The 19,237-nt window shown below is 66.1% G+C and carries 22 protein-coding genes; 12 read left to right on the forward strand and 10 right to left on the reverse strand.

Annotated elements, in window-relative coordinates; genetic code table 11:
• Positions 1–55: 55 nt before the first annotated feature.
• From rpmH to EDF58_RS09745, 8 genes are all read left to right on the forward strand, one after another.
• Positions 56–190 carry a 50S ribosomal protein L34 gene (gene rpmH / locus EDF58_RS09710; RefSeq protein WP_086494189.1) on the forward strand — a complete coding sequence of 45 codons (135 nt, stop codon included), beginning with the start codon at positions 56–58 and terminating at the stop codon, positions 188–190.
• A 213-nt stretch (positions 191–403) separates the two neighbouring features.
• Positions 404–880, forward strand: coding sequence for a ribonuclease P protein component (rnpA, locus tag EDF58_RS09715; RefSeq protein ID WP_132264862.1), 477 nt, complete (start codon positions 404–406; stop codon positions 878–880).
• Between the two features lie 26 nt (positions 881–906).
• On the forward strand, positions 907–1,122 hold the full coding sequence (yidD, locus tag EDF58_RS09720) for a membrane protein insertion efficiency factor YidD (RefSeq protein ID WP_132265338.1): 216 nt from the start codon (positions 907–909) through the stop codon (positions 1,120–1,122).
• A 58-nt stretch (positions 1,123–1,180) separates the two neighbouring features.
• Positions 1,181–2,947, forward strand: coding sequence for a membrane protein insertase YidC (gene yidC / locus EDF58_RS09725; RefSeq protein WP_132264864.1), 1,767 nt, complete (start codon positions 1,181–1,183; stop codon positions 2,945–2,947).
• Between the two features lie 7 nt (positions 2,948–2,954).
• Positions 2,955–3,596: a ribosome biogenesis GTP-binding protein YihA/YsxC gene (yihA, locus tag EDF58_RS09730; RefSeq protein ID WP_132264866.1), complete on the forward strand. Its 642-nt coding sequence runs from the start codon at positions 2,955–2,957 to the stop codon at positions 3,594–3,596.
• Positions 3,597–3,930: 334 nt separating this feature from the next.
• Complete coding sequence (locus EDF58_RS09735; RefSeq protein WP_132264867.1) at positions 3,931–5,082, forward strand: DUF47 family protein; 1,152 nt, start codon at positions 3,931–3,933, stop codon at positions 5,080–5,082.
• 16 nt (positions 5,083–5,098) lie between these two features.
• A complete protein-coding gene (locus tag EDF58_RS09740) occupies positions 5,099–6,100 on the forward strand; it encodes an inorganic phosphate transporter (protein WP_132264869.1) in 1,002 nt (333 codons plus the stop codon).
• A gap of 261 nt (positions 6,101–6,361) precedes the next feature.
• Positions 6,362–7,024 carry a glutathione S-transferase family protein gene (locus EDF58_RS09745; RefSeq protein ID WP_132264871.1) on the forward strand — a complete coding sequence of 221 codons (663 nt, stop codon included), beginning with the start codon at positions 6,362–6,364 and terminating at the stop codon, positions 7,022–7,024.
• A gap of 15 nt (positions 7,025–7,039) precedes the next feature.
• On the opposite strand, the gene EDF58_RS09750 is transcribed toward EDF58_RS09745, so the two are convergent.
• On the reverse strand, positions 7,040–7,504 hold the full coding sequence (locus tag EDF58_RS09750; protein ID WP_132264873.1) for a cupin domain-containing protein: 465 nt from the start codon (positions 7,502–7,504) through the stop codon (positions 7,040–7,042).
• A 68-nt stretch (positions 7,505–7,572) separates the two neighbouring features.
• On the opposite strand from EDF58_RS09750, the gene dapE reads away from it, so the two are divergent.
• Together dapE and EDF58_RS09760 are read left to right on the forward strand one after the other, a co-directional pair.
• The gene (dapE, locus tag EDF58_RS09755) at positions 7,573–8,721 is read left to right on the forward strand and encodes a succinyl-diaminopimelate desuccinylase (protein WP_132264874.1); all 1,149 of its coding nucleotides are present in this window, start codon (positions 7,573–7,575) and stop codon (positions 8,719–8,721) included.
• A 116-nt stretch (positions 8,722–8,837) separates the two neighbouring features.
• Entirely contained in the window at positions 8,838–10,157 is a 1,320-nt protein-coding gene (locus tag EDF58_RS09760; protein WP_132264876.1) for a dicarboxylate/amino acid:cation symporter, read from the forward strand.
• Between the two features lie 46 nt (positions 10,158–10,203).
• On the opposite strand, the gene EDF58_RS09765 is transcribed toward EDF58_RS09760, so the two are convergent.
• From EDF58_RS09765 to dapB, 3 genes are read right to left on the reverse strand one after another with little or no spacing between them, the layout of a single operon-like run.
• Positions 10,204–10,614, reverse strand: coding sequence for a hypothetical protein (locus EDF58_RS09765; RefSeq protein ID WP_132264878.1), 411 nt, complete (start codon positions 10,612–10,614; stop codon positions 10,204–10,206).
• Positions 10,615–10,628: 14 nt separating this feature from the next.
• Positions 10,629–11,288 (reverse strand): endonuclease III, encoded by a 660-nt coding sequence (gene nth / locus EDF58_RS09770; protein ID WP_132264879.1) that lies wholly within the window; start codon positions 11,286–11,288, stop codon positions 10,629–10,631.
• The gene (gene dapB, locus EDF58_RS09775) at positions 11,285–12,013 is read right to left on the reverse strand and encodes a 4-hydroxy-tetrahydrodipicolinate reductase (protein WP_132264881.1); all 729 of its coding nucleotides are present in this window, start codon (positions 12,011–12,013) and stop codon (positions 11,285–11,287) included. Before dapB ends, nth begins: the two co-directional genes overlap by 4 nt.
• Before the next feature lie 36 nt (positions 12,014–12,049).
• On the opposite strand from dapB, the gene EDF58_RS09780 reads away from it, so the two are divergent.
• A complete protein-coding gene (locus EDF58_RS09780) occupies positions 12,050–12,751 on the forward strand; it encodes an NAD-dependent deacylase (RefSeq protein WP_132265340.1) in 702 nt (233 codons plus the stop codon).
• Positions 12,748–13,086 carry a GFA family protein gene (locus tag EDF58_RS09785; RefSeq protein WP_207912878.1) on the forward strand — a complete coding sequence of 113 codons (339 nt, stop codon included), beginning with the start codon at positions 12,748–12,750 and terminating at the stop codon, positions 13,084–13,086. The genes EDF58_RS09780 and EDF58_RS09785 overlap by 4 nt, the downstream gene beginning before the upstream one ends.
• On the opposite strand, the gene EDF58_RS09790 is transcribed toward EDF58_RS09785, so the two are convergent.
• From EDF58_RS09790 to mutM, 6 genes are all read right to left on the reverse strand, one after another.
• Positions 13,065–13,862 (reverse strand): HesA/MoeB/ThiF family protein, encoded by a 798-nt coding sequence (locus tag EDF58_RS09790; protein WP_132264883.1) that lies wholly within the window; start codon positions 13,860–13,862, stop codon positions 13,065–13,067. The two genes, EDF58_RS09785 and EDF58_RS09790, sit on opposite strands and share 22 nt — an antisense overlap.
• Positions 13,859–14,311: a DUF983 domain-containing protein gene (locus EDF58_RS09795; protein WP_132264885.1), complete on the reverse strand. Its 453-nt coding sequence runs from the start codon at positions 14,309–14,311 to the stop codon at positions 13,859–13,861. The genes EDF58_RS09790 and EDF58_RS09795 overlap by 4 nt, the downstream gene beginning before the upstream one ends.
• Before the next feature lie 98 nt (positions 14,312–14,409).
• Entirely contained in the window at positions 14,410–15,264 is an 855-nt protein-coding gene (locus EDF58_RS09800) for a GGDEF domain-containing protein (RefSeq protein WP_132264887.1), read from the reverse strand.
• 330 nt (positions 15,265–15,594) lie between these two features.
• Entirely contained in the window at positions 15,595–17,028 is a 1,434-nt protein-coding gene (gene dnaA, locus EDF58_RS09805) for a chromosomal replication initiator protein DnaA (protein ID WP_132265344.1), read from the reverse strand.
• A gap of 917 nt (positions 17,029–17,945) precedes the next feature.
• On the reverse strand, positions 17,946–18,209 hold the full coding sequence (gene rpsT, locus EDF58_RS09810) for a 30S ribosomal protein S20 (protein WP_132264889.1): 264 nt from the start codon (positions 18,207–18,209) through the stop codon (positions 17,946–17,948).
• A gap of 200 nt (positions 18,210–18,409) precedes the next feature.
• Entirely contained in the window at positions 18,410–19,222 is an 813-nt protein-coding gene (mutM, locus tag EDF58_RS09815) for a bifunctional DNA-formamidopyrimidine glycosylase/DNA-(apurinic or apyrimidinic site) lyase (protein WP_132264891.1), read from the reverse strand.
• Positions 19,223–19,237: the final 15 nt, after the last annotated feature.

Consider the following 19,237-nt stretch of genomic DNA (forward strand, 5'->3'; position numbering starts at 1 on the left):
GGCGGCCCTTTTTGTTCGGGTCCTTCGGGGCCGTATTTGAATTTCGAGGACCGTCATGAAGCGCACTTTCCAGCCCAGCCGCCTTGTTCGCGCCCGCCGTCACGGCTTCCGCGCCCGCACGGCGACCGTCGGCGGCCGCAAGGTGCTTCGTGCGCGCCGCGCTCGCGGCCGTTCGAAGCTTTCGGCCTAAGTCTTCCAGCCTCACGGCTGGATGCGGCACGGCCCGTGCCGCCATCCGAGTTCCCCTGCCTTCGGGGATTCGGGTGGCGGCACGGGCCGCCGCCGTATGGGGCGGCCGCAATCCGGCGCCGCGCGCGGCTCACGATCGCTTGTTCTGGCGATCCCTGCCATTTGCGAAGGCGCCGTTTGTGATCGAGAGCCGTCGCCCCTATCTTCGACCGCAATGACCAGCGCCTATTCCACGATGACCAGAAGGGCCGACTTCGTTGCGGCCAACGGCGGTCTTCGAGTCGCGCGCGCCGGTTTCGTGCTCCTGGCCAAGCCGAATGGTGGGCAGGGCATGCGGGCGGGGATTACCGTCACCAAGAAGATCGGCAATGCCGTCGTGCGCAACCGCATGAAGCGGCGCTTTCGGGCGTTGCTGCGCGAGATGCTGCCGGAGCACGGTCTGGCCGATACCGATCACGTCCTGATCGGCCGCGAAAACGGCGTCGAGCGGGACTTCACCTTGCTTCGCGACGAATTGCTGGCGGCGCTCGGCCGCGCCCAGGCCGGCAAGGGCGATCCGCCCCGTAGCCATCGCGGCCGCAAGCGTGGCCCGGGCGGCAAGGGCAGCCCGCCCAAAGGCGGTCCCGGCAAGATTAATGGACACGGCACTGGCGGGGGCTCCGGAGCCTCGAACAAGGATGCGCGGCCGTGAAAAGGGCGCTCGCCATCCTGGCTTCCGTGCCTGGGCTCCTGCTGATTCTGGTGGCGCGGGCCTGGCAACTCGGGCCCTCGCGTCTGATGCCGCCGACCTGCCGCTATGCGCCGTCCTGCTCGCAGTACGCCATCGTGGCGGTCCGCAAGCATGGTGCGATTAAGGGTGGCTGGCTGGCGTTCAAGCGTATATTGCGCTGCCAACCTTGGGGTGGGCACGGCTACGACCCCGTCCCTGACTGAATGAAATCGAGGCAGCCCTGGTCGCTGCCGCGGACGCGAATACGACAGGAAAACCTTCGTGGATAAGCAGCGCAACATCATCCTGGCGGTCGTCCTGACCGCGCTCGTGCTCTTCGGCTGGGAAGCCGGGATGGGGTACTTCTATCCGCAGGCCAACAAGCCGGCGCCGGTCGCCCAGAATGCTGGAAACCCGACCGATGCGGCCGCCAGTGCCGGCAAGCCCACTCGTGAAGGCGGCCTGCGCGATGCGGCCGACCTGGCGCTGGAGCAGAAGGACCTGAAGACCGCGCTCGCCGCTCCCGGCCGCGTTCCCATCGCCGCGCCCGGCGTCTCGGGCTCGATCAACCTTACCGGCGCGCTGCTCGACGACCTCGTCCTGAATCGCCACCGCGAAACGGTGGAGAAGGATTCGGGTCCGGTCCGCATGTTCTCGCCTTCGGGAACGCCGGCGCAGCAGTATGCCCAGTTCGGCTGGGTCGGCGAAGGTGTGGCCGCGCCGACCGCGCAGACGGTATGGACCGTGGCGCAGGGCGCCCGGCTCACGCCGTCGACGCCTGTCGTCCTCACCTGGGACAACGGCCAGGGCCAACTCTTCTCCATCACCCTCAAGGTGGATGAGAACTATCTGATCACGGCCGACCAGCAGATCCAGAACCGTGGCTCGGGCGCCGTGGCGATCCAGCCCTTCGCGCTGGTAAACCGTACGGACCGCACCGCGGCGGCCTATGCCTGGACGCTGCGTACCGGCGGCGTGGGCGCGTTCGACGGTTCGGTCGCTTTCGGTCCGAAGTATGACGCGCTGGCCAAGGACGGCACGATGCCGCAGCCGGGCAACACCGACTGGATCGGCTTCACCGACGTCTACTGGATGTCGGCCGTCATCCCGGTCAACGCCAAGGCCCAGGGCACCTTCCGTTCGCAGGGCAACGGCATTTTCCGCGCCGACGTCGTCTATGACAAGTCGGTGATCCAGCCGGGCCAGAGCCTGACCCGCGAAACCAAGCTGTTCGCCGGCGCCAAGGAGCACAAGGTGCTCGACGCCTACGAGAAGTCGGGCATCGCCAACTTCGGGCTGGCGATCGACTGGGGCTGGTTCCGCTGGTTCGAAAAGCCGATCTTCTGGCTGCTCACCAAGCTGTTCAGCCTGGTCGGCAACTTCGGCGTGGCCATCATCCTGCTGACTGCGATCGTTCGCGGCATCATGTTCCCAGTGGCCCAGCGCGGTTTCGCCTCGATGGCCGCCATGCGCGCGATCCAGCCGAAGATGAAGGCGATCCAGGAGCGCTACAAGGACGACAAGCAGAAGCAACAGCTTGAGATCATGGCGCTCTACAAGCAGGAAAAGGTGAACCCGCTTGCCGGCTGCCTGCCCATGTTCCTGCAGATCCCGGTGTTCTTCGCGCTTTACAAGGTGCTGATGCTGGCGATCGAGATGCGCCACCAGCCCTTCGTGTTCTGGATCAAGGACCTTTCTGCGCCCGATCCGCTGCACATCCTGAACCTCTTCGGCCTGCTGCCGTTCAACCCGCCGGGCTTCCTTGCCATTGGCGTGCTGGCCCTGCTGCTGGGCGTGACGATGTACTTCCAGTTCAAGCTGAACCCGGCCCAGATGGACCCGGCCCAGCAGCAGGTCTTCGCGCTGATGCCGTGGTTCATGATGTTCGTGATGGCGCCGTTTGCCTCGGGCCTGCTGGTCTACTGGATCACCTCGAATATCCTGACCATTGCGCAGCAGCAGTTCCTTTACAGCCGTCATCCGCAGCTGCGGGCGCAGGCCGAAAAGGACGCGCAGGACAAGGCGCGCACCGCCGGACGCAAGGCCTGAGACTGACATGGAAGAAGAAAACACAGAATTGATGGAGCAGGCGCGCAAGCTCTTTTCGGGACCGGTAACGTTCCTGAAGAGCGCGCCGGCGCTCAAGTTCCTCCCCGATGGCGATTCGCCGGAGATCGCCTTCTGCGGACGGTCGAACGTCGGCAAGTCGTCGCTGCTTAATGCGCTGACCGGCCGCAAGTCGATCGCGCGCACCTCGGTGACTCCGGGGCGCACGCAGGAGCTGAACTTCTTCGAAGTGGGCGAGCCGCTGCAGTTCCGCCTCGTCGACATGCCCGGCTACGGCTTCGCCAAGGCGCCGCCTGCGGTCGTCGAGACCTGGCGGCGCCTGGTGCGCGATTATCTGCGCGGCCGCGTGGCGCTGAAACGCACGTTGCTGCTGGTCGATGCGCGCCACGGCGTGAAGACCGTCGATGCCGAAATGATGAAGATGCTGGACGAAGCCGCCGTCGGCTATCGGATCGTCCTGACCAAATCCGACAAGATCAAGGCGAGCGAACTGGAAAAGGTTCACGCCGAGACGATTGCCGAGGCGCGCAAGCACCCGGCGGCCTATCCCGAAGTGCATGTCACTTCTTCGGAGAAGGGGCTGGGCATCGCCGAGCTTCGGGCTGCAGTGCTCTCCGATTCGCAAACCTGAACCGTATGGGCGGGATCGGGGCCTTCACGGCGCCGATCCCGCCCGCTCTTGTCGATACCCCTCTGTCGCCCGGCTTGTTTCGCGGCAGAGACAGGCGTGATCCGCGGGGCGCAATAGGCGCCCGCCGATGCCCTGGTCCCGCTTCGGGACGTGCGGCGATAGCTCCGCAATGACCCTTTTCTCCTTTGATATTCACGGCTTGCCGGGCGATGATCGCTGCGGACCAGACGGACTTGCACGAAGCATCCGGAAAAGTGCGAATGTGACGATTGCGTGACGGTGATGGTTCGCCTAGAGGCGCTCGGTCGCGTCAATGAGAAGAAGGAGTCTCGCCATGCGCCAGATTGCCGTTCTTCCCTATCGCGCCACCGGGCCTTCGGTTGATGCGCCGATTCAGATTCTTCTGATTACCTCGCGCCAGACGCGCCGCTGGGTCATTCCCAAGGGCGGGCTGATGAAAGGCCTCCCTCCGCACGCGGCGGCTGCCGTGGAAGCAGAGGAAGAAGCCGGCGTTCGCGGCGCGGCCTGCCCCATTCCGCTGGGCTCCTATCGCTATCGCAAGCGGCGCGCCTCGGGCGCATCGGTGTGGGCGGATGTGGATGTATTTCCTTTTGCAGTCACCGAGGAACTTGACTCCTGGGACGAACAGCATCAGCGCGAACGCCGCTGGTTCTCGATGGCGGAGGCCGCTAAGGCGGTCGACGAAGAGGACCTGCGCGCGCTGATCCGTTCGTTCGGCGCGCGCGAGTTTCGCGCCGCGGCCAGTCCCGCCCGCCTCATCGGCGCGGTGGCTGACCGGATGGCGGACAAGACAGGGATCAATACCATGTTTGCCTGGTTCCAGAAGTTGCTGCCGCAGCAGGGCGACTTCTTTGAGTTGTTCGAGCGGCAGGCCGCCACGCTTGTGGCCGGTGCCGACGCTCTCGCCCGCCTGGCGCAGGGCGGGGCCGGCCGCGCCCAGCACATCCGCGAAGTGGGTGAGCGCGAGCACGATGCCGACGAAATCACCCGCGAAGTGCTCCAGACGGTGCGCCGCACGTTCCTGACCCCGTTCGACCGCTCGTCGATCACCAGCCTCATCACCACGATGGACGATGCCATCGACGAGATGCAGCAGGTGGCGAACGCCGTGAACCTCTATGAGGTCGCGGAGTTCGAACCGGAGATGATCGACATGGCGGCGATCATCGTCGACGCCGCGCGTCTGACGGCAGAGATCATGCCGCTCCTGCGCAAGATCGCGGACAACGGCAATCGCCTGCACGAGCTGACCGAGCGCCTGGTGCGCATGGAAGGCCATGCCGACGAGATCCACGCGGCCGGCCTGAAGCGGGTTTTCAAGGCCGATACCGGCCCCAATGGCGAAAAGGGCGATGCCCTGCACTTCATCGTGCGCCAGGAAATGTTCCGGCGCCTCGAACGCGTGGTCGACCGTTTCGAGGACATCGCGAACGAGATCGACGGTCTCGTGATCGACCACGCCTGACCGGCGGCCTTTCACCATGGATCATACGCTCGCACTGCCGCTGTTGATCGGCCTCGTCGCGCTCGCGCTGGCGTTCGACTTCCTCAACGGCCTTCACGATGCCGCCAACGCCATCGCCACTGTCGTGGCGACGCGCCTGCTTTCGCCGGTCGTCGCCGTGCTGTTCGCCGCATTCGGCAACTTCGCGGCTTACTGGATCATGGGCCTTCATGTCGCCGAGACGGTGGGCAAGGGCATCATCGACAAGGACGCCGTGACGCCCGCCGTGGTGTTCGGAGCGCTGGTAGGCGCGATGTTCTGGAACGTGCTGACCTGGATCAAGGGCATCCCTTCCTCGTCCAGCCACGCGCTGATCGGCGGCCTGCTGGGCGCCGGTGTAGCGGCGGCGGGGCCGGGGGTCATCGAATCCGAAGGCACGGTGAAGACGGTGATCGCCATCGTCGCCTCGCCGGTGCTCGGCTTCCTCATTGCCATGGCGATGATGCTGCTGACCTCCTGGCTGTTCAAGGGCACCACGCCGCGCGCGTCCAACGGGATCTTCAAGACCCTGCACTTGTTCTCCTCGGCCGCCTATTCGATCAGCCACGGCGGTAACGACGCCCAGAAGACGATGGGCATCATCGCCGTCCTGCTCTATTCGACGGGGCATCTGGAGGGCGGTTTCCACGTTCCCGATTGGGTTGTGATCAGCTGCTACGCGGCCATTTCCATCGGCACGCTCTCGGGCGGCTGGAAGATCATCAAGACGATGGGGTCCAAGCTGACCAAGCTCAACCACCACTCGGGCTTCTGCGCCTCGACCGCGGGCTCGATCGTGGTCTTCGGGGCGAGCGCGATGGGCATTCCGGTCTCGACCACCCATGCCATCACCGGCGCCGTCGTCGGCACCGGCGCCGCGCGCAGGGCCAGTGCCGTGCGGTGGTCGGTCGCGAGCCGCGTGATCGTGGCCTGGTTCGTGACGATCCCGGCCAGCGCGATCGTCGGCGCCCTGTTCTTCGAACTGACGCGGCTGTTCTGACCGGACAGGAGCGGTCCAGGGGGATGACACCCAGGCGCGCGGAACGCCGATGCTGCTTGGCGCCCGGCGCCGTGGGCCTCTTACGGGGCTGCCGATAAGTCCTGCGGTGCAAGGCGCGAGACTAAGGTATTGGCGGCGCAGGAGGTCGGCGATCTCCGGCCGTCATGCTCGCTCTCCTGCGACATCTTGCGACGCCGTTCATCCTCGACTTTGCCAGTCTGAACCGATAGGCCCGATGATCGACCTACGGGGAACTGCGCAGTGAAGCTTATTATCGGCAACAAGAACTACTCGAGCTGGTCGCTGCGCGGCTGGCTGGCCTGCAAGCAGTCGGGCCTGGCCTTCGAGGAGATCACGGTGCCGCTGTTCGGCGACGACTGGGAGGCCAAGCGCAGCTCCGACGATCTCGCGCCCAGTCACGGCAAAGTGCCGATCCTGTGGGACGGCGAAGCCGTGGTCTGGGACAGCCTGGCCATCATCGAATATCTTGCCGACAAGGTCGGCCGCGACCGGTTCTGGCCCAAGGACGATGCCGCGCGCGCCATGGCCCGTTCGATGGTGGCGGAAATGCACTCCAGCTACATGCCGCTGCGCCGGGCCTGCCCGATGAATATCCGCAGCCGGGTTCAGGGCGTCTCGCTGGGCGACGACGTGCGCGCCGACGTGGTGCGCATACTCACGCTCTGGGCCGAGGCGCGAGCGCGGTTCGGCAAGGGCGGTCCCTTCCTGTTCGGCACGTTCGGTGCGGCCGACATCATCTATGCGCCGGTCGTCAGCCGGTTCCTCACGTATGGCATCGGCGTTCCCGGCTTCGCGCAGGCCTATATGCAGGCGGTGTGGGAGCACGAATGGATGCAGCAGTGGATCAACGCTGCCGAGGCCGAGGACTGGGTGATCGAACAGTACGAGAACCCGGTCGAATAGCCGATCAGCGGCCGATCAGCGGGGGCGAGCCGTGCGATACGGCCTGCCGTCCCGGTGATGATAGCCCTCGGCATCGAACGTCATGTCGATGTCCGGATAGGCGCCGGAACCGTCCGGGTTGCCGGCGCTGATGGCCACGAACACGCAATCCGCATCGCTCTCGTTGATGAGGTGATGGCCGTTGCGGACGCCTTTGGGCCAGGCGCAGATCTCGCCCGCCCGGACCGGGGTGCGGCCGCCGTCCTCCACCAGCACCGCTTCGCCGGCGATCATGACCAGAAGCTCGTCCTCGTCTTCGTGCCAATGGCGCTGGCTCGACCAGGCGCCGGGCTTGAGGACGACATGGCTGGCGCCCATCTCGCTGAGTCCGCCGGCCGGAGCGAGCCGCCGCCACCATCGTCCTTCAACCGCCGCATCGAACGGCTCCGGATATCCGGTGCGATTGGACGCGGCGATGGTCTCGACATCGATCTTGGGCATGGCGATCACTCCCCGAAACGGCCGTTCCGCTATGGTCTTGGGCGCGGTCCTGTGCAATGGCCCGCGGCATGACCGAAGCCGTTGAGACCCCCGCGAGTGTCCTGGCACTCACCGAAGCCCTGCTTGCCTGCCCCAGTGTGACGCCCGCCACCGGCGCGGTGTTCGATTGCCTGGAGGGCCAGTTGGCGCCGCTCGGCTTCCACGTCCACCGTTTCCTGGCGGGAGAAGCGCCGGACGGTCCGGTCGAAAATCTCTTCGCGATCCGCAAGGGCCCCGAGGGCTCGCGCCACTTCGCTTATGCCGGGCACCTCGATGTGGTGCCCCCGGGCGAGGGCTGGAGCAGCGCGCCTTTCGCGCCCGAAGTGCGCGGCGAACTGCTCTACGGCCGCGGCGCGGTGGACATGAAGGGGTCGATCGCCGCGATGGTCGCGGCGGCCGCGCAGATCCCGGCGGATGCGGGCACGATCAGCTTCATCATCACCGGTGACGAGGAAGGCCCCGCGCGCTTCGGCACCCTGGCGCTGATCGATCATATGCGCGCGGTGGGCGAAATCCCCGACCTCTGCCTCGTCGGCGAGCCGACTTCGGTCCACCGCCTCGGCGACATGATGAAGATCGGCCGCCGCGGTTCGGTGAACATCTGGCTGGAGGTCGAAGGCGTGCAGGGCCACGTCGCCTATCCGCACCTGGCCGACAATCCGATTCCCAGGCTGGTCGCCATGCTGGCCGAACTCGATGCCCTCGTACTCGACGAAGGCACCGACTGGTTCCAGGCCAGCAATCTGGAGGTGACCGACCTCACCGTGGGCAACGTTGCCACCAACGTGATCCCGGCCCGGGCCTCGGCGCGTATCTCGATCCGGTTCAACGATCTCCACACTGGCGAGAGCCTCTCGGCCCGCGTGGCCGAGATTGCGGAGCGCCACGGCGGCACCGCGCGCCCGGTGATCTCCGGCGAGGCTTTCCTCACCGAGCCCGGCGCCTTTTCCGCCATGCTCGCCGAAGCGATCCGCGCCGAGACCGGGGTGGAGCCCGAGCTTTCGACCAGCGGCGGCACCTCCGACGCGCGGTTCCTCAAGGACCTATCCCCGGTGATCGAGTTCGGCCTCTCGAACGCGACGATGCACAAGCGCGACGAGGCCGTGGCGATCCCCGATCTCGAAGTGCTGGTCCGCATCTTCCGCCGCGTGACCGAAGCGGCGCTCGCAAAGGGCTGAACGCCGGCTCCTGCGGGAGCAGCCCGGTGGCTGGAACTGACGGTAAGTCCGGCCGGCGACGTTGACCGCACGGGTCACGCTGTTAGTCTTGCCAGCAATTTTGTTGCGAGGTGGGAATGGGCAGGCGCCTGACGCTTTATATCTTGGTCGGCATGGTGCTCGGCATTCTCGTGGGCTGGGCGCTTCATGCCACCCTGGCTGCCGACGATCCACGCCTGTTGCAGTGGTCGGACTACTTCCGGCTGCTGCCGGACGTCTTCCTCAAGCTCATCAAGATGATCATCGCGCCGCTGGTCTTCGCCACGATCGTCACCGGCATCTCGGGCATGGGCGACAGTGCGGCACTGGGCCGCATCGGCGGCAAGGCGCTGGGCTGGTTCATCTCGGCCAGCCTGATCTCGCTGGGCCTCGGCCTGGTGCTGGTCAACCTGTTCAAGCCGGGCGTCGGCGCCGGGCTGGATACCGGGGCCGACCTCGGCAAGCTGGACGTGGGCGAACTGACGCTGCGCCACTTCATCCTGGAGATCTTCCCGAGCAGCGCCGTCGACGCGATGGCCGAAAACAACATCCTGCAGATCCTGGTCTTCTCGCTCTTCGTCGGCGTGGGCCTCACGGCCATCGGCGAGCGCGGGGCTATCATCGTCAAGGTGAGCGAAGCGTTGTCCGAGCTGATGTTGCAAGTGACGGACTACGTGATGCGCTTCGCGCCTTTCGCGGTGTTCGGCGCACTGGCCAGCGTGATCGCCACGCGCGGCCTTGGCATCATCGTCACCTACGGCGTGCTGGTCAGCGAATTCTACTTCGCGATGCTGCTGCTGTGGCTGCTGCTGTTCCTGATCGGCGGGATCTTCCTGCGCGGGCGGATCGTCACGCTGTTCCGCTATATCCGCGAGCCGCTGCTGCTTTCGTTCTCCACCGCCTCTTCCGAAGCCAGCCTGCCCAAGCTGTTCGAGCAGCTCGACCGCTTCGGCGTGCCGCGCCGTATCTCGGGCTTCATCCTGCCGCTGGGCTACAGCTTCAATCTCGACGGCTCGATGATCTATATGAGCTTCGCCTCGATCTTCATCGCGCAGGCTTACGGCATCCATGTGCCGATCGGGACGCAGATCCTGATGCTGCTGACGCTGATGGTCAGCTCCAAGGGCATTGCCGGCGTCCCGCGCGCCAGCCTGGTGGTAATCGCGGCCACGCTCACGCAGTTCGGCCTGCCGGTGGAAGGCATCGCGCTGCTGCTGGGCATCGACACTTTCCTCGACATGGGCCGCTCGGCCACCAACGTGGTGGGCAATGCCGTGGCAACGGCGGTGATTACCCGCAGCGAAGGCATGCTGCAGCCCCTGGTCGATCCTGAAGAGGAAATGCCCAGGGCGCCGACGCATTCGTCGTCCGAAGGGCGCCGGGGCCTGAATATCGACCCCGAGCAGTACGAAGGCTGACGGGGCGCGGAGGGACGCGGTTTGCGTCCCCCCGCACGTCGCCGCTCTACTGCGCGAGCTTCACAGGGGTGAAGGGCGCCAGTCCGCACCCGGCTCCGCGCTGGAATCCGCCCCCCACGCGGTTGAGCGGATAGACGATGTCATTCCGGCAGAGCTGCGAGAGCGAGGTCGCATACGTAAAGCTGTCGGCGGATTTCAGGCCCGAACAACGGTTCGGCAGCGTCACCCGCCAGACGCGGTTGCCGGCGCCGCCGATGAAATCGATGGTCCAGTCGTCGCGGATGCGGGTGTTGGAGAACTGCACGAGCGACAGGCAGTCCTGCGCAGGGCCGATCGCCTCGGCCGCGGGACTGACCGGCGGCGGCGGTTTGGCCGGTTGCTGCGAGCAGGCGGCGAGGGCGAGCGGCGCGGCGGCGAAAGCGAGGGCAGGGGCAAAGCCAATGCGACGGCGGAGCATGTACGTCCTCCCGATCAGGCAGCCTTGCGAGCGGCTCCCTTTTGCAGAACCTTGTCCTTGTAGTCGCACAAGTCAACGACCGGGCAGCGCCAGCACTCCGGCGTGCGCGCCTTGCAGATGTAGCGGCCGTGCAGGATCATCCAGTGGTGCGATCCCACGCGGAACGGCTGCGGCACGCGCTTCTCCAGCTGCTTCTCCACCGCCAGCGGGGTCTTGCCCTTGGCGATGCCGGTGCGGTTGCCGACGCGGAAGATATGGGTGTCCACCGCGAAGGTCTCCGCCCCGAATGCGCAGTTCATCACGACATTGGCCGTCTTGCGGCCGACACCGGGCAGTTCGACCAGCGCGTCGCGGTCTTCAGGCACTTCGCCGTCATAGCGCGCGACCAGAATCTCGGAGAGGGCGATGACGTTTTTGGCCTTGGAATTGAACAGGCCGATCGTCTTGATGTGCTGTTTGAGGCCTTCCTCGCCCAGCTCGACCATCTGCGCGGGCGTCTTCACCTCGCGGAACAGCGCGCGGGTGGCCTTGTTGACGCCCACGTCGGTGGACTGCGCCGAAAGCACCACGGCGACCAGCAGCTGGTAATTGTTGCCGAATTCCAGCTCCGTCTCGGGCGAGGGATTCAGCTCGGCGAGACGGCGGAAGAACTCGAAGATTTCGGCCTTGTTCAAAGGTCCAGAACCTCGGGCATGGTGTAGCGGCCGGCGGGCTTGTCCTTCAGCCACTGCGCGGCCTTGACCGCGCCCTTGGCGAAGATCGTGCGGTTTTCGGCCATATGCGAGAACGAAAGCCGCTCGCTGTCGCCCAGGAAGTGCACGGTGTGATCGCCTGCCACGGTGCCGCCGCGCAGCGCCGCGAAACCGATGGTCCCGGCTTCGCGCTTGCCGGTGATGCCGTCTCTTGCGCGCACGGCGGTTTCGGCCAGGCCGACCTCGCGGCCCTTGGCGGCGGCTTCGCCCAGCAGCAGGGCGGTGCCGGAGGGGGCGTCCACTTTCATGCGGTGGTGAGTTTCGACGATCTCGATATCCCAGTCCTCACCCAGCTTGCTGGCGGCTTCGCGCACGAGATGGGCAAGCAGCGTGACGCCGAGCGAGGTGTTGCCGGTCTGAAGCACGGGAATGTGCTGCGCGGCCGAATCGATCAGCCAGTGATGGCGTTCCTCCAGCCCGGTGGTGCCCACGACGATGGGAATGCCCGCATCCACCGCCGCATCGAGGTTGGCTTCGAGCGCGACGGGGGTGGAGAAGTCGATCAGCACGTCCGAATGGGCCGACAGTGCGCCGAGGTCTCCGTCGCGGCCGATACCGCCGGAAAGGTTCTCGCCGGCAGCCTCGATGGCCTGTGCGATCGCCTGTCCCATGCGCCCTGCGCTGCCGATAATTCCGATTCGTGCCACTTGCCGTCTCCGTTGAAGGCTGGTCTCATGGCGGGGATGAAGGACATCCGCAACATCGTCATCCTCACCGGCGCGGGCGTGAGCGCCGAAAGCGGCATCGATACCTTTCGAGACGGCGGCGGGCTGTGGGAGCAGCACCGCGTCGAGGACGTGGCGACGCCGGAGGCTTTCGCGCGCGATCCCGATCTGGTGCTGCGCTTCTACGACATGCGGCGAGAGGCGATCCAGACCAAGGAACCCAACGCCGCCCATGTCGCGCTGGCGCGGCTCGATCGCGAATGGGAGGGCGAATTGCTGATCGTCACGCAGAATGTGGACGACCTGCATGAGCGGGCCGGGGCCAAACGCGTGCTCCACATGCATGGCGAGCATCTCAACGCCTGGTGCACGGCCTGCGACGTGCGCTCGCCTTGGACCGGGCCGCTGCTCGATCGCCCCGCCTGTCCCCAATGCGGCGCGGCGGAACTGCGGCCCGACATCGTCTGGTTCGGAGAGATGCCCTACCGCATGGACGAGATCTTCGAGGCTCTGGAGCAGGCGGACCTGTTCGTCTCCATCGGCACGTCCGGCGCGGTCTATCCCGCAGCCGGTTTCGTGCGCAATGCGCGCGAATTCGGGGCGGAGACGCTGGAGTTGAACCTCGAACCTTCGCAGGGGACCGCTTGGTTCGATGCGGCGCGCCATGGGCCGGCCACCGCACTGGTCAGCGCCTGGGTAGATGAAGTGCTCGGCCTATGACGATGCACAAGGGGAGCTGTCACTGCGGCGCGGTCACGCTGGAACTGGCGGATCAGCCGCACGAGGTTTGCGATTGCAACTGTTCGGTCTGCCATCGGCTGGGGGCGCTATGGTCCTATCACAGCCCCGCGAAGGTGCGGATCGAGGGTCCGCTGGCGGGCTACCAGACCGGCGATAAAGTGCTCACCTTCTGGCACTGCCCGCACTGCGGTTGCACCACGCACTGGAGCCCGGTCGATCCCGCGCAGGACCGGATGGGCGTGAACATGCGCCTGTTCGATCCCGCACTGCTCGCGCGGCTATCGGTCTACACTTACGACGGCAGATCGGCCTGAACGGGCGCTGCGGTCCCGCAGGTGCGGCAGCCGGGATCCTTGGCGATCCTGAGCGGCCGTAGCGAGGGCGCCATGCCGTCGATCAGGTGAAGCGTGCCATATTGCGGAACACCCAGCGCGGCCTTGCCTTCCAGCAGGACGCGCATGGCATGCATGGCCGCAAACGTGCCGACCATGCCGACCATGGCCCCCAGCACACCGTCCGCCGCACAAGTATCGCAGTCCTGCGCATCGAAGGCATCGCCCACGAAACAGCGGTAGCAGGGCTGCTCCGGCAGGTGCCCGGCGAAATTGGCGACCTGGCCCTGGAATCGGCCAACCGCCCCGCTGGTGAGGGGAATGCCGAGTTTCACACAGGAATCTGACACCAGCAGCCGAGTCGCGAAGTTGTCACACCCGTCCAGTACCACGCTCGCGCCGGAGAGAATCTCTGCCGCGTTGTCACCCCCGAGACGCGTTACGGTCGGCAGGACCTCAAGGCCAAGATCAAAGCGCCGCACCCATTCGGCCGCCGCTTCCGCCTTGGGCTTGCCGATATCAGATGGCGTATAAATCGTCTGACGTTGCAGATTGCTGACGTCCACCGTGTCGTCATCGATCAGTGTCAGCCGTCCTATGCCGGCTGCGGCGAGATATTGAAGGGCAGGACTGCCTATCCCGCCGCAGCCGACAAGCACCACATGCGCCTCCGCCAGGCCGACCTGGCCGGCGCCGCCCACTTCGGGCAGCACGATGTGGCGCGCAAAGCGCTGGAGGCGTTCCGGGGAAAGGCTCATTCGCGGCCTGCTTCGCCGCCGGTCGCGCCGCCCGACACCCCATCGGGCTCGGCCGGGATCGGCAGGGGTTCCGGCCGTTCCTTGCGGAAACCGTGCATGCCGAACCACCACTGGGTAGCGATTACCGCGCCTTTGGCGGGCTGGAGCATGCCGATCATCATCGCCACGGCCAGGGGAATTAGGATCGCGAACATGGCCGCGGGGCCAAGGTGGAAGTCCTTGGACAGGGTGATGATCAGCGGCGCCATCAGGTGGCCGGTGACGATCATGGCGATATAGGCCGGAAAGTCGTCCGCCCGCTGCGGCGTCAGATCCAGCATGCAGACCGGGCAGCGTTCCAGCGGCTTCAGCCATTTGCGGAACAGGCGGCCTTCGCCGCAGCGCGGGCAGCGGCAACGCACGCCGCGCAGGGCGGCTTGCGAATAGGCTGCGGGAAGGGCGGGGCTCATGGCCGGGGCCTACAGCATCGGGGCCGGGTGGGGCAAGGCGGGCCGGCCTGTCTGAAATGCCTTGCCGGGCCGGCCGCGACCCGGCTTTCGCGCAGCGGCTATTCGTCCTTGGAGATCTGCACCCGGTTGCGCCCGCCGTTCTTGGCGGCATAGAGCGCGCCGTCGGCATTGCGCGTCGCCTGGTCGAGATGGGCGAAATTGCGGATCGGGGCGAGTCCGCAGGAGAAAGTCACCGGCCATTCGTCCCCGCGCAGGGTGGGGTCGAGCGCGATGCTGGCGCGCAGGCGCTCCATCACCACGCGCGCTTCTTCCAGCAGGGTATCCGGGAAGAGAATCGCGAATTCCTCGCCGCCCCAGCGGGCCACCACGTCCGACCGGCGCACGCCGTGTTCCAGCCGCAGCGCCACTTCGCGCAGCAGTGCGTCGCCGGTGGCATGGCCGAAGCGGTCGTTGATCGCCTTGAAGCGGTCGATATCGACCATCGCGAAGACCGAATTGCAATCGGCCGCGAGGATCCGCCGCGCCGAATCGAGGAAGCCGCGGCGATTGCGCAGGCCGGTCAGTTCGTCGCGTTCGGAAGCCTCGATCAGGCGCTCGATCCGTGCCGCCGATTCGTTGGCGGCCACGGCCACCCCGTGGAGCAGGCGGCCGACGAGGTCCTGGTTGCCCACGGGAACCATGCCCACGCGCTCCCCGGCCTGGATCGACCGGAGCATCTCCGTCGCGGTGGTGATGGGGCTGAGCAGCGCATGGATCGCCGCGATGCCGAACAGGGTCCCCAGCAGGGTGGCGGCCAGCAAAATCAGCAGGATCGCCGGCTGCCACTGTCCGGTAGCGGCCTGATAGGCGACGCAGGCGAGCAGCGGAACGTGCACCGCCCCGAAGCAGACGAGGAGGATGCGCCATTCGTAGCGCCGGGGGAACAGGAAAGTCGTGGCCTGATAGAAGCGCATGGGGAGCCTCTTCCGTCGGGCGAAGGCCGCCCGGGTCGCATGGAGACTACATCACTACGCTTATTCAGTGGTTAAATTTTTGCATCCCAGCCGGATAGAGCAGGTTGCGGGCCGAGGACGACAAGTCGGCAGTGCCGCAAGCCAAGACCGGCAGGCCCTTGTCTTCGTGGTTTTACTTGTCGCTCGTCATCGCGGAGGAAGTCCGGGTGAGGCAGCGCCTGTGCGTCTTTGCCGCGGCGGCCTGTGGGCAAGTTTGCGGACAAGCCCGCGGACAAGTTGGTGAGGCGCCGGGGGATAAGCCCCCGGCCACCTCTCATGCTTCGGACCGGATCAGGATTCGAGCTGGCGCAGCAGTGAGCGGACGTCGCCGTCCATGTCGGCATCGCGCGTGCGCAATTCTTCGATCAGGCGCACGGCGTGAATCACGGTGGAGTGATCCCGCCCGCCGAACTTGCGGCCGATCTCCGGGTAGGAGCGCGGCGTCAGCACCTTGGCGAGATACATGGCCACCTGGCGCGGACGCACGACGGCGCGGGCGCGGCGCTTGGAACTCATCTCGGTCCGGTCGATCCGGTAGAACTGGCAGACCGTGCGCTGGATCTCGTCGATCGTGATGCGGCGGCGGTTGGCCGAGAGGATATCGGTGAGCTGTTCCTCGGCAAGCTGGAGCGAGACGGCCTGCCCGGTGAGCTGGGCATAGGCGATCAGCTTGTTCAGGCCGCCGACCAGTTCGCGCACGTTGCGATTGATGGTGCGGGCCAGGAACTCGATCACATCGGCCGGCACATCGACCGAGGCGAAGCGGCCAAGGCGGTTTTCGAGAATCGAGCGGCGCAGTTCGATATCGGCCGGCTGGATGTCGGCGACAAGGCCCATCGACAGGCGCGACAGCAGGCGCGGTTCGACACCGTCCAGCGCCTGGGGCGCGCGGTCGGCGGCGAAGACCAGCCGCTTGCCTTCCTGGAGCAGGGCATCGATCGTGTAGAGCAGTTCTTCCTGCGCCGATGCCTTGCCGATGATGAACTGGATGTCGTCGACCAGCAGCAGGTCGAAACCGCGCAGGCGCGACTTGAACTCGATCATCTGGTTCTGGCGAAGGGCCTGGACGAATTCGACCATGAAGCGCTCGGCCGAGCAGTAGAAGATCCGCGCGTGCGGGTGGTTCGCCAGATAGGCGTGGCCGATCGCGTGCAGCAGGTGGGTCTTGCCCTGTCCCGTCGCGCCCTTGAGGTAGAGCGGCGAGAACTGCGGCGTCTCGGTGGCGGACATGCGCTGGGCGGCATTGCAGGCCAGCACGTTGCTCTGGCCGGTCACGAACGAGGTGAACGTCTGCGAGGCGTCGATGCCGACCGGGCCCTGGCCGAGCGCGGCGAAAGCCTCGCCCTGAAGGACGGCCGCGATCGAATCCGCCGAACCCTGGGCCGAATCGTTGGCCGGCGCGCTGTTCGGGCGGCCGCCGCTGCCGAGGCGCAGTTCGGGCAGCTGCCGGCGACCGGGGTGCACCAGGATGCGGACGTGGCGGACGTCGGGACGGGCGATCTTCCAGGCCAGCGACAGGCGATCGGCAAAGCGATCCGCCACCCAATTGGCCGAGAACTCGGTGGGCAGGTACAGATCGAGCGTACCGGTTTCCTTGCAGTAGTTGCCCGGCTGGATCGGCTTGATCCACTGGCTGTGCGCCTGATGGCCGAGATCCTTGCGCAGGCCCTGGCTGATGTCAGCCCAGTCTGCCGCCAGATTCACGGCTTCCTGATCCTCTTCCATCGCCACTCGTACCGCCTTCGATTTCTTAATCACGCCGTTTGCGCCCTGACTTGCCGGAGACCGACCCGCTGTTGAACCTGACACTGGACCAACTCCCCTCTGTTGGCAGCTACCCCGAATGTGGCCCAGCGGGCCGCGAAAATTGAATGCCATGCGTGGAACCGGTGCCCACGGGAGGTGAATCCCGATGTGAGCCCCCGTACGGAGCCGGAAAACGCGGACAAAACGACCCTCGACTGCAGGAGTGCCTGCAGCAGGAGTCTCGTCGCTGTCGATGTTCCCCAGCCGGTTTCCGCTCCGGCCTGTGGACTTCTTTTAGGAACGGGTTTGGCCGCCGTGCAAGACAGCACTCCCCAAATAAAAAAAAATATGGCGGTTGACTCGGCTTCAGTGCCCAATTTCCGTCATGATCTAAATTATCACATAAAAACAGATAGTTAGCGACGCGTTGCGATTCTCTTGTATGCGAATCGCAACGTTTCCGCGCCTTTCGCCCGCAAGGCGCGCAGCACCCTGTCAGGGTCCCGAAATGGGGCGCCCATGGCCTCGCTCCGGGCGTTCCTGTTACGTACTCACCGAAGCGGCAACTCTTGCCGGGCAGGGGGCGAATCGCTCCCGCGAATCCCTTCTGTGACATCCGCACGACTCACGCGGGCGATTCTGGATCAGCAGATCGGGCCGGCAGATCGGGGGCAGCAGAGTGAGGTCAGCAGAGTGGGTCGGCAGGCCGGCCATGAACTGGCCGGAGGGCACGGGAGGCCTATGCCGCTTGCTCTAAGCGAGGGGCGTGCTGGGCCCAAACGGGCGCGGCCCGCGCGGCTGCCTGAAATCTCGTCCGGCGGGACGGGAGTTCAGATAGCTGCGCGGGCCGGTGCCGCACGGTGGGCGCGCCTCAGGGGCGCGCCTGCCGGGTATGATCAGCCGAGCGAGGCGACGCGCTTGGTGAGACGCGACATCTTGCGCGAAGCCGTGTTCTTGTGAAGCACGCCGCGAGCCACGCCGCGAGCCAGTTCAGGCTGGGCTTCCTTGAGAGCAGCCGTCGCGGCGCCCTTGTCACCACCGGCGATCGCCGTCTCGACCTTCTTCAGGAAGGTGCGGATGCGGCTGATGCGGTTCGTATTGATCTCCGCGCGGCGCTCGTTACGGCGGATGCGCTTGCGGGCTTGCGGCGTATTGGCCATCGAATTTCCTCTGTCTGGCCCCCCCACAGCGGTGATGGCGGCCCAATTGCCTGATCGAATCTCTAGGCGAGCGGACTCGCCGGAAAGCGCGCCCCTTAACGGTGAAGCGCCGTTCCGTCAACCCGTGAGAGGCGCTGAAAACGGCCCGTTTCCGGGTTTCCGGGCGCGGAAAGGCGCTGTTTGAGCCATGCGGGCCCCGTCTATCTCTGGCAGCAGGCGCACCAGAACGTGCTGCGCCCGCCCTGGGCGAATCGCTGGACCGGGGCGCCGCAGGTACAGTCCTGCCCTTCGCGCCCGTATACCTGCCATGCGGCGGCGAAATATCCCAGTTCGCCGTTGGGCTGCGCGTAGTCGCGGATCGTCGAGCCTCCCGCCGCGATCGATTCTGCCAGGACCTCCCGGATCGCCGGCACCAGCTTGCGCAAGGCAGGCAGGGTGACGAGCCCGGCCTGCTTGTCGGGCCGGATGCCGGCCCGGAACAGCGCCTCGCATACGTAGATATTGCCTAGGCCCGCCACGATCGACTGGTCGAGCAGCATCTGCTTGATCGGCGCAATGCGCCCGGCAAAGGCCGCCTTGAGGTGCGCGGCGGTCAGGTCTTCACCCAGCGGCTCGGGGCCGAGCGCCGCGAAAGGACCCCAGGTATCGAGCGCCGGGGTGGCCACGAGGTCCACCGAGCCGAACCGCCGCGCATCGTTGAGCGCCAGGACATGGCCGGCCCCGGTTTCCATGACGAGGTGGTCGTGCTTCTCGGCTGTTTCGGGTTCGATGCGCCAGCGGCCGGACATGCCCAGGTGGAAGACCATCGTCTGTTCGCGATCGGTATGGATGAGGCCGTACTTCGCGCGGCGGCCGAGACCGGTGACCGTGGCGCCGGTGAGCACTTGCACCAGGTCGGGCGGAAAAGGACGGCGCAAATCTGCCCGGTTGAGCGTGATGCGGGCGATCCGCTCACCCTCCAGGTAGCGGGCGAGGCCGCGAACGGTGGTTTCTACTTCGGGAAGTTCTGGCATCGTGGAAGGGAGATA

It is taken from the genome of Novosphingobium sp. PhB57, from assembly GCF_004342985.1.
GTDB lineage: Bacteria > Pseudomonadota > Alphaproteobacteria > Sphingomonadales > Sphingomonadaceae > Novosphingobium.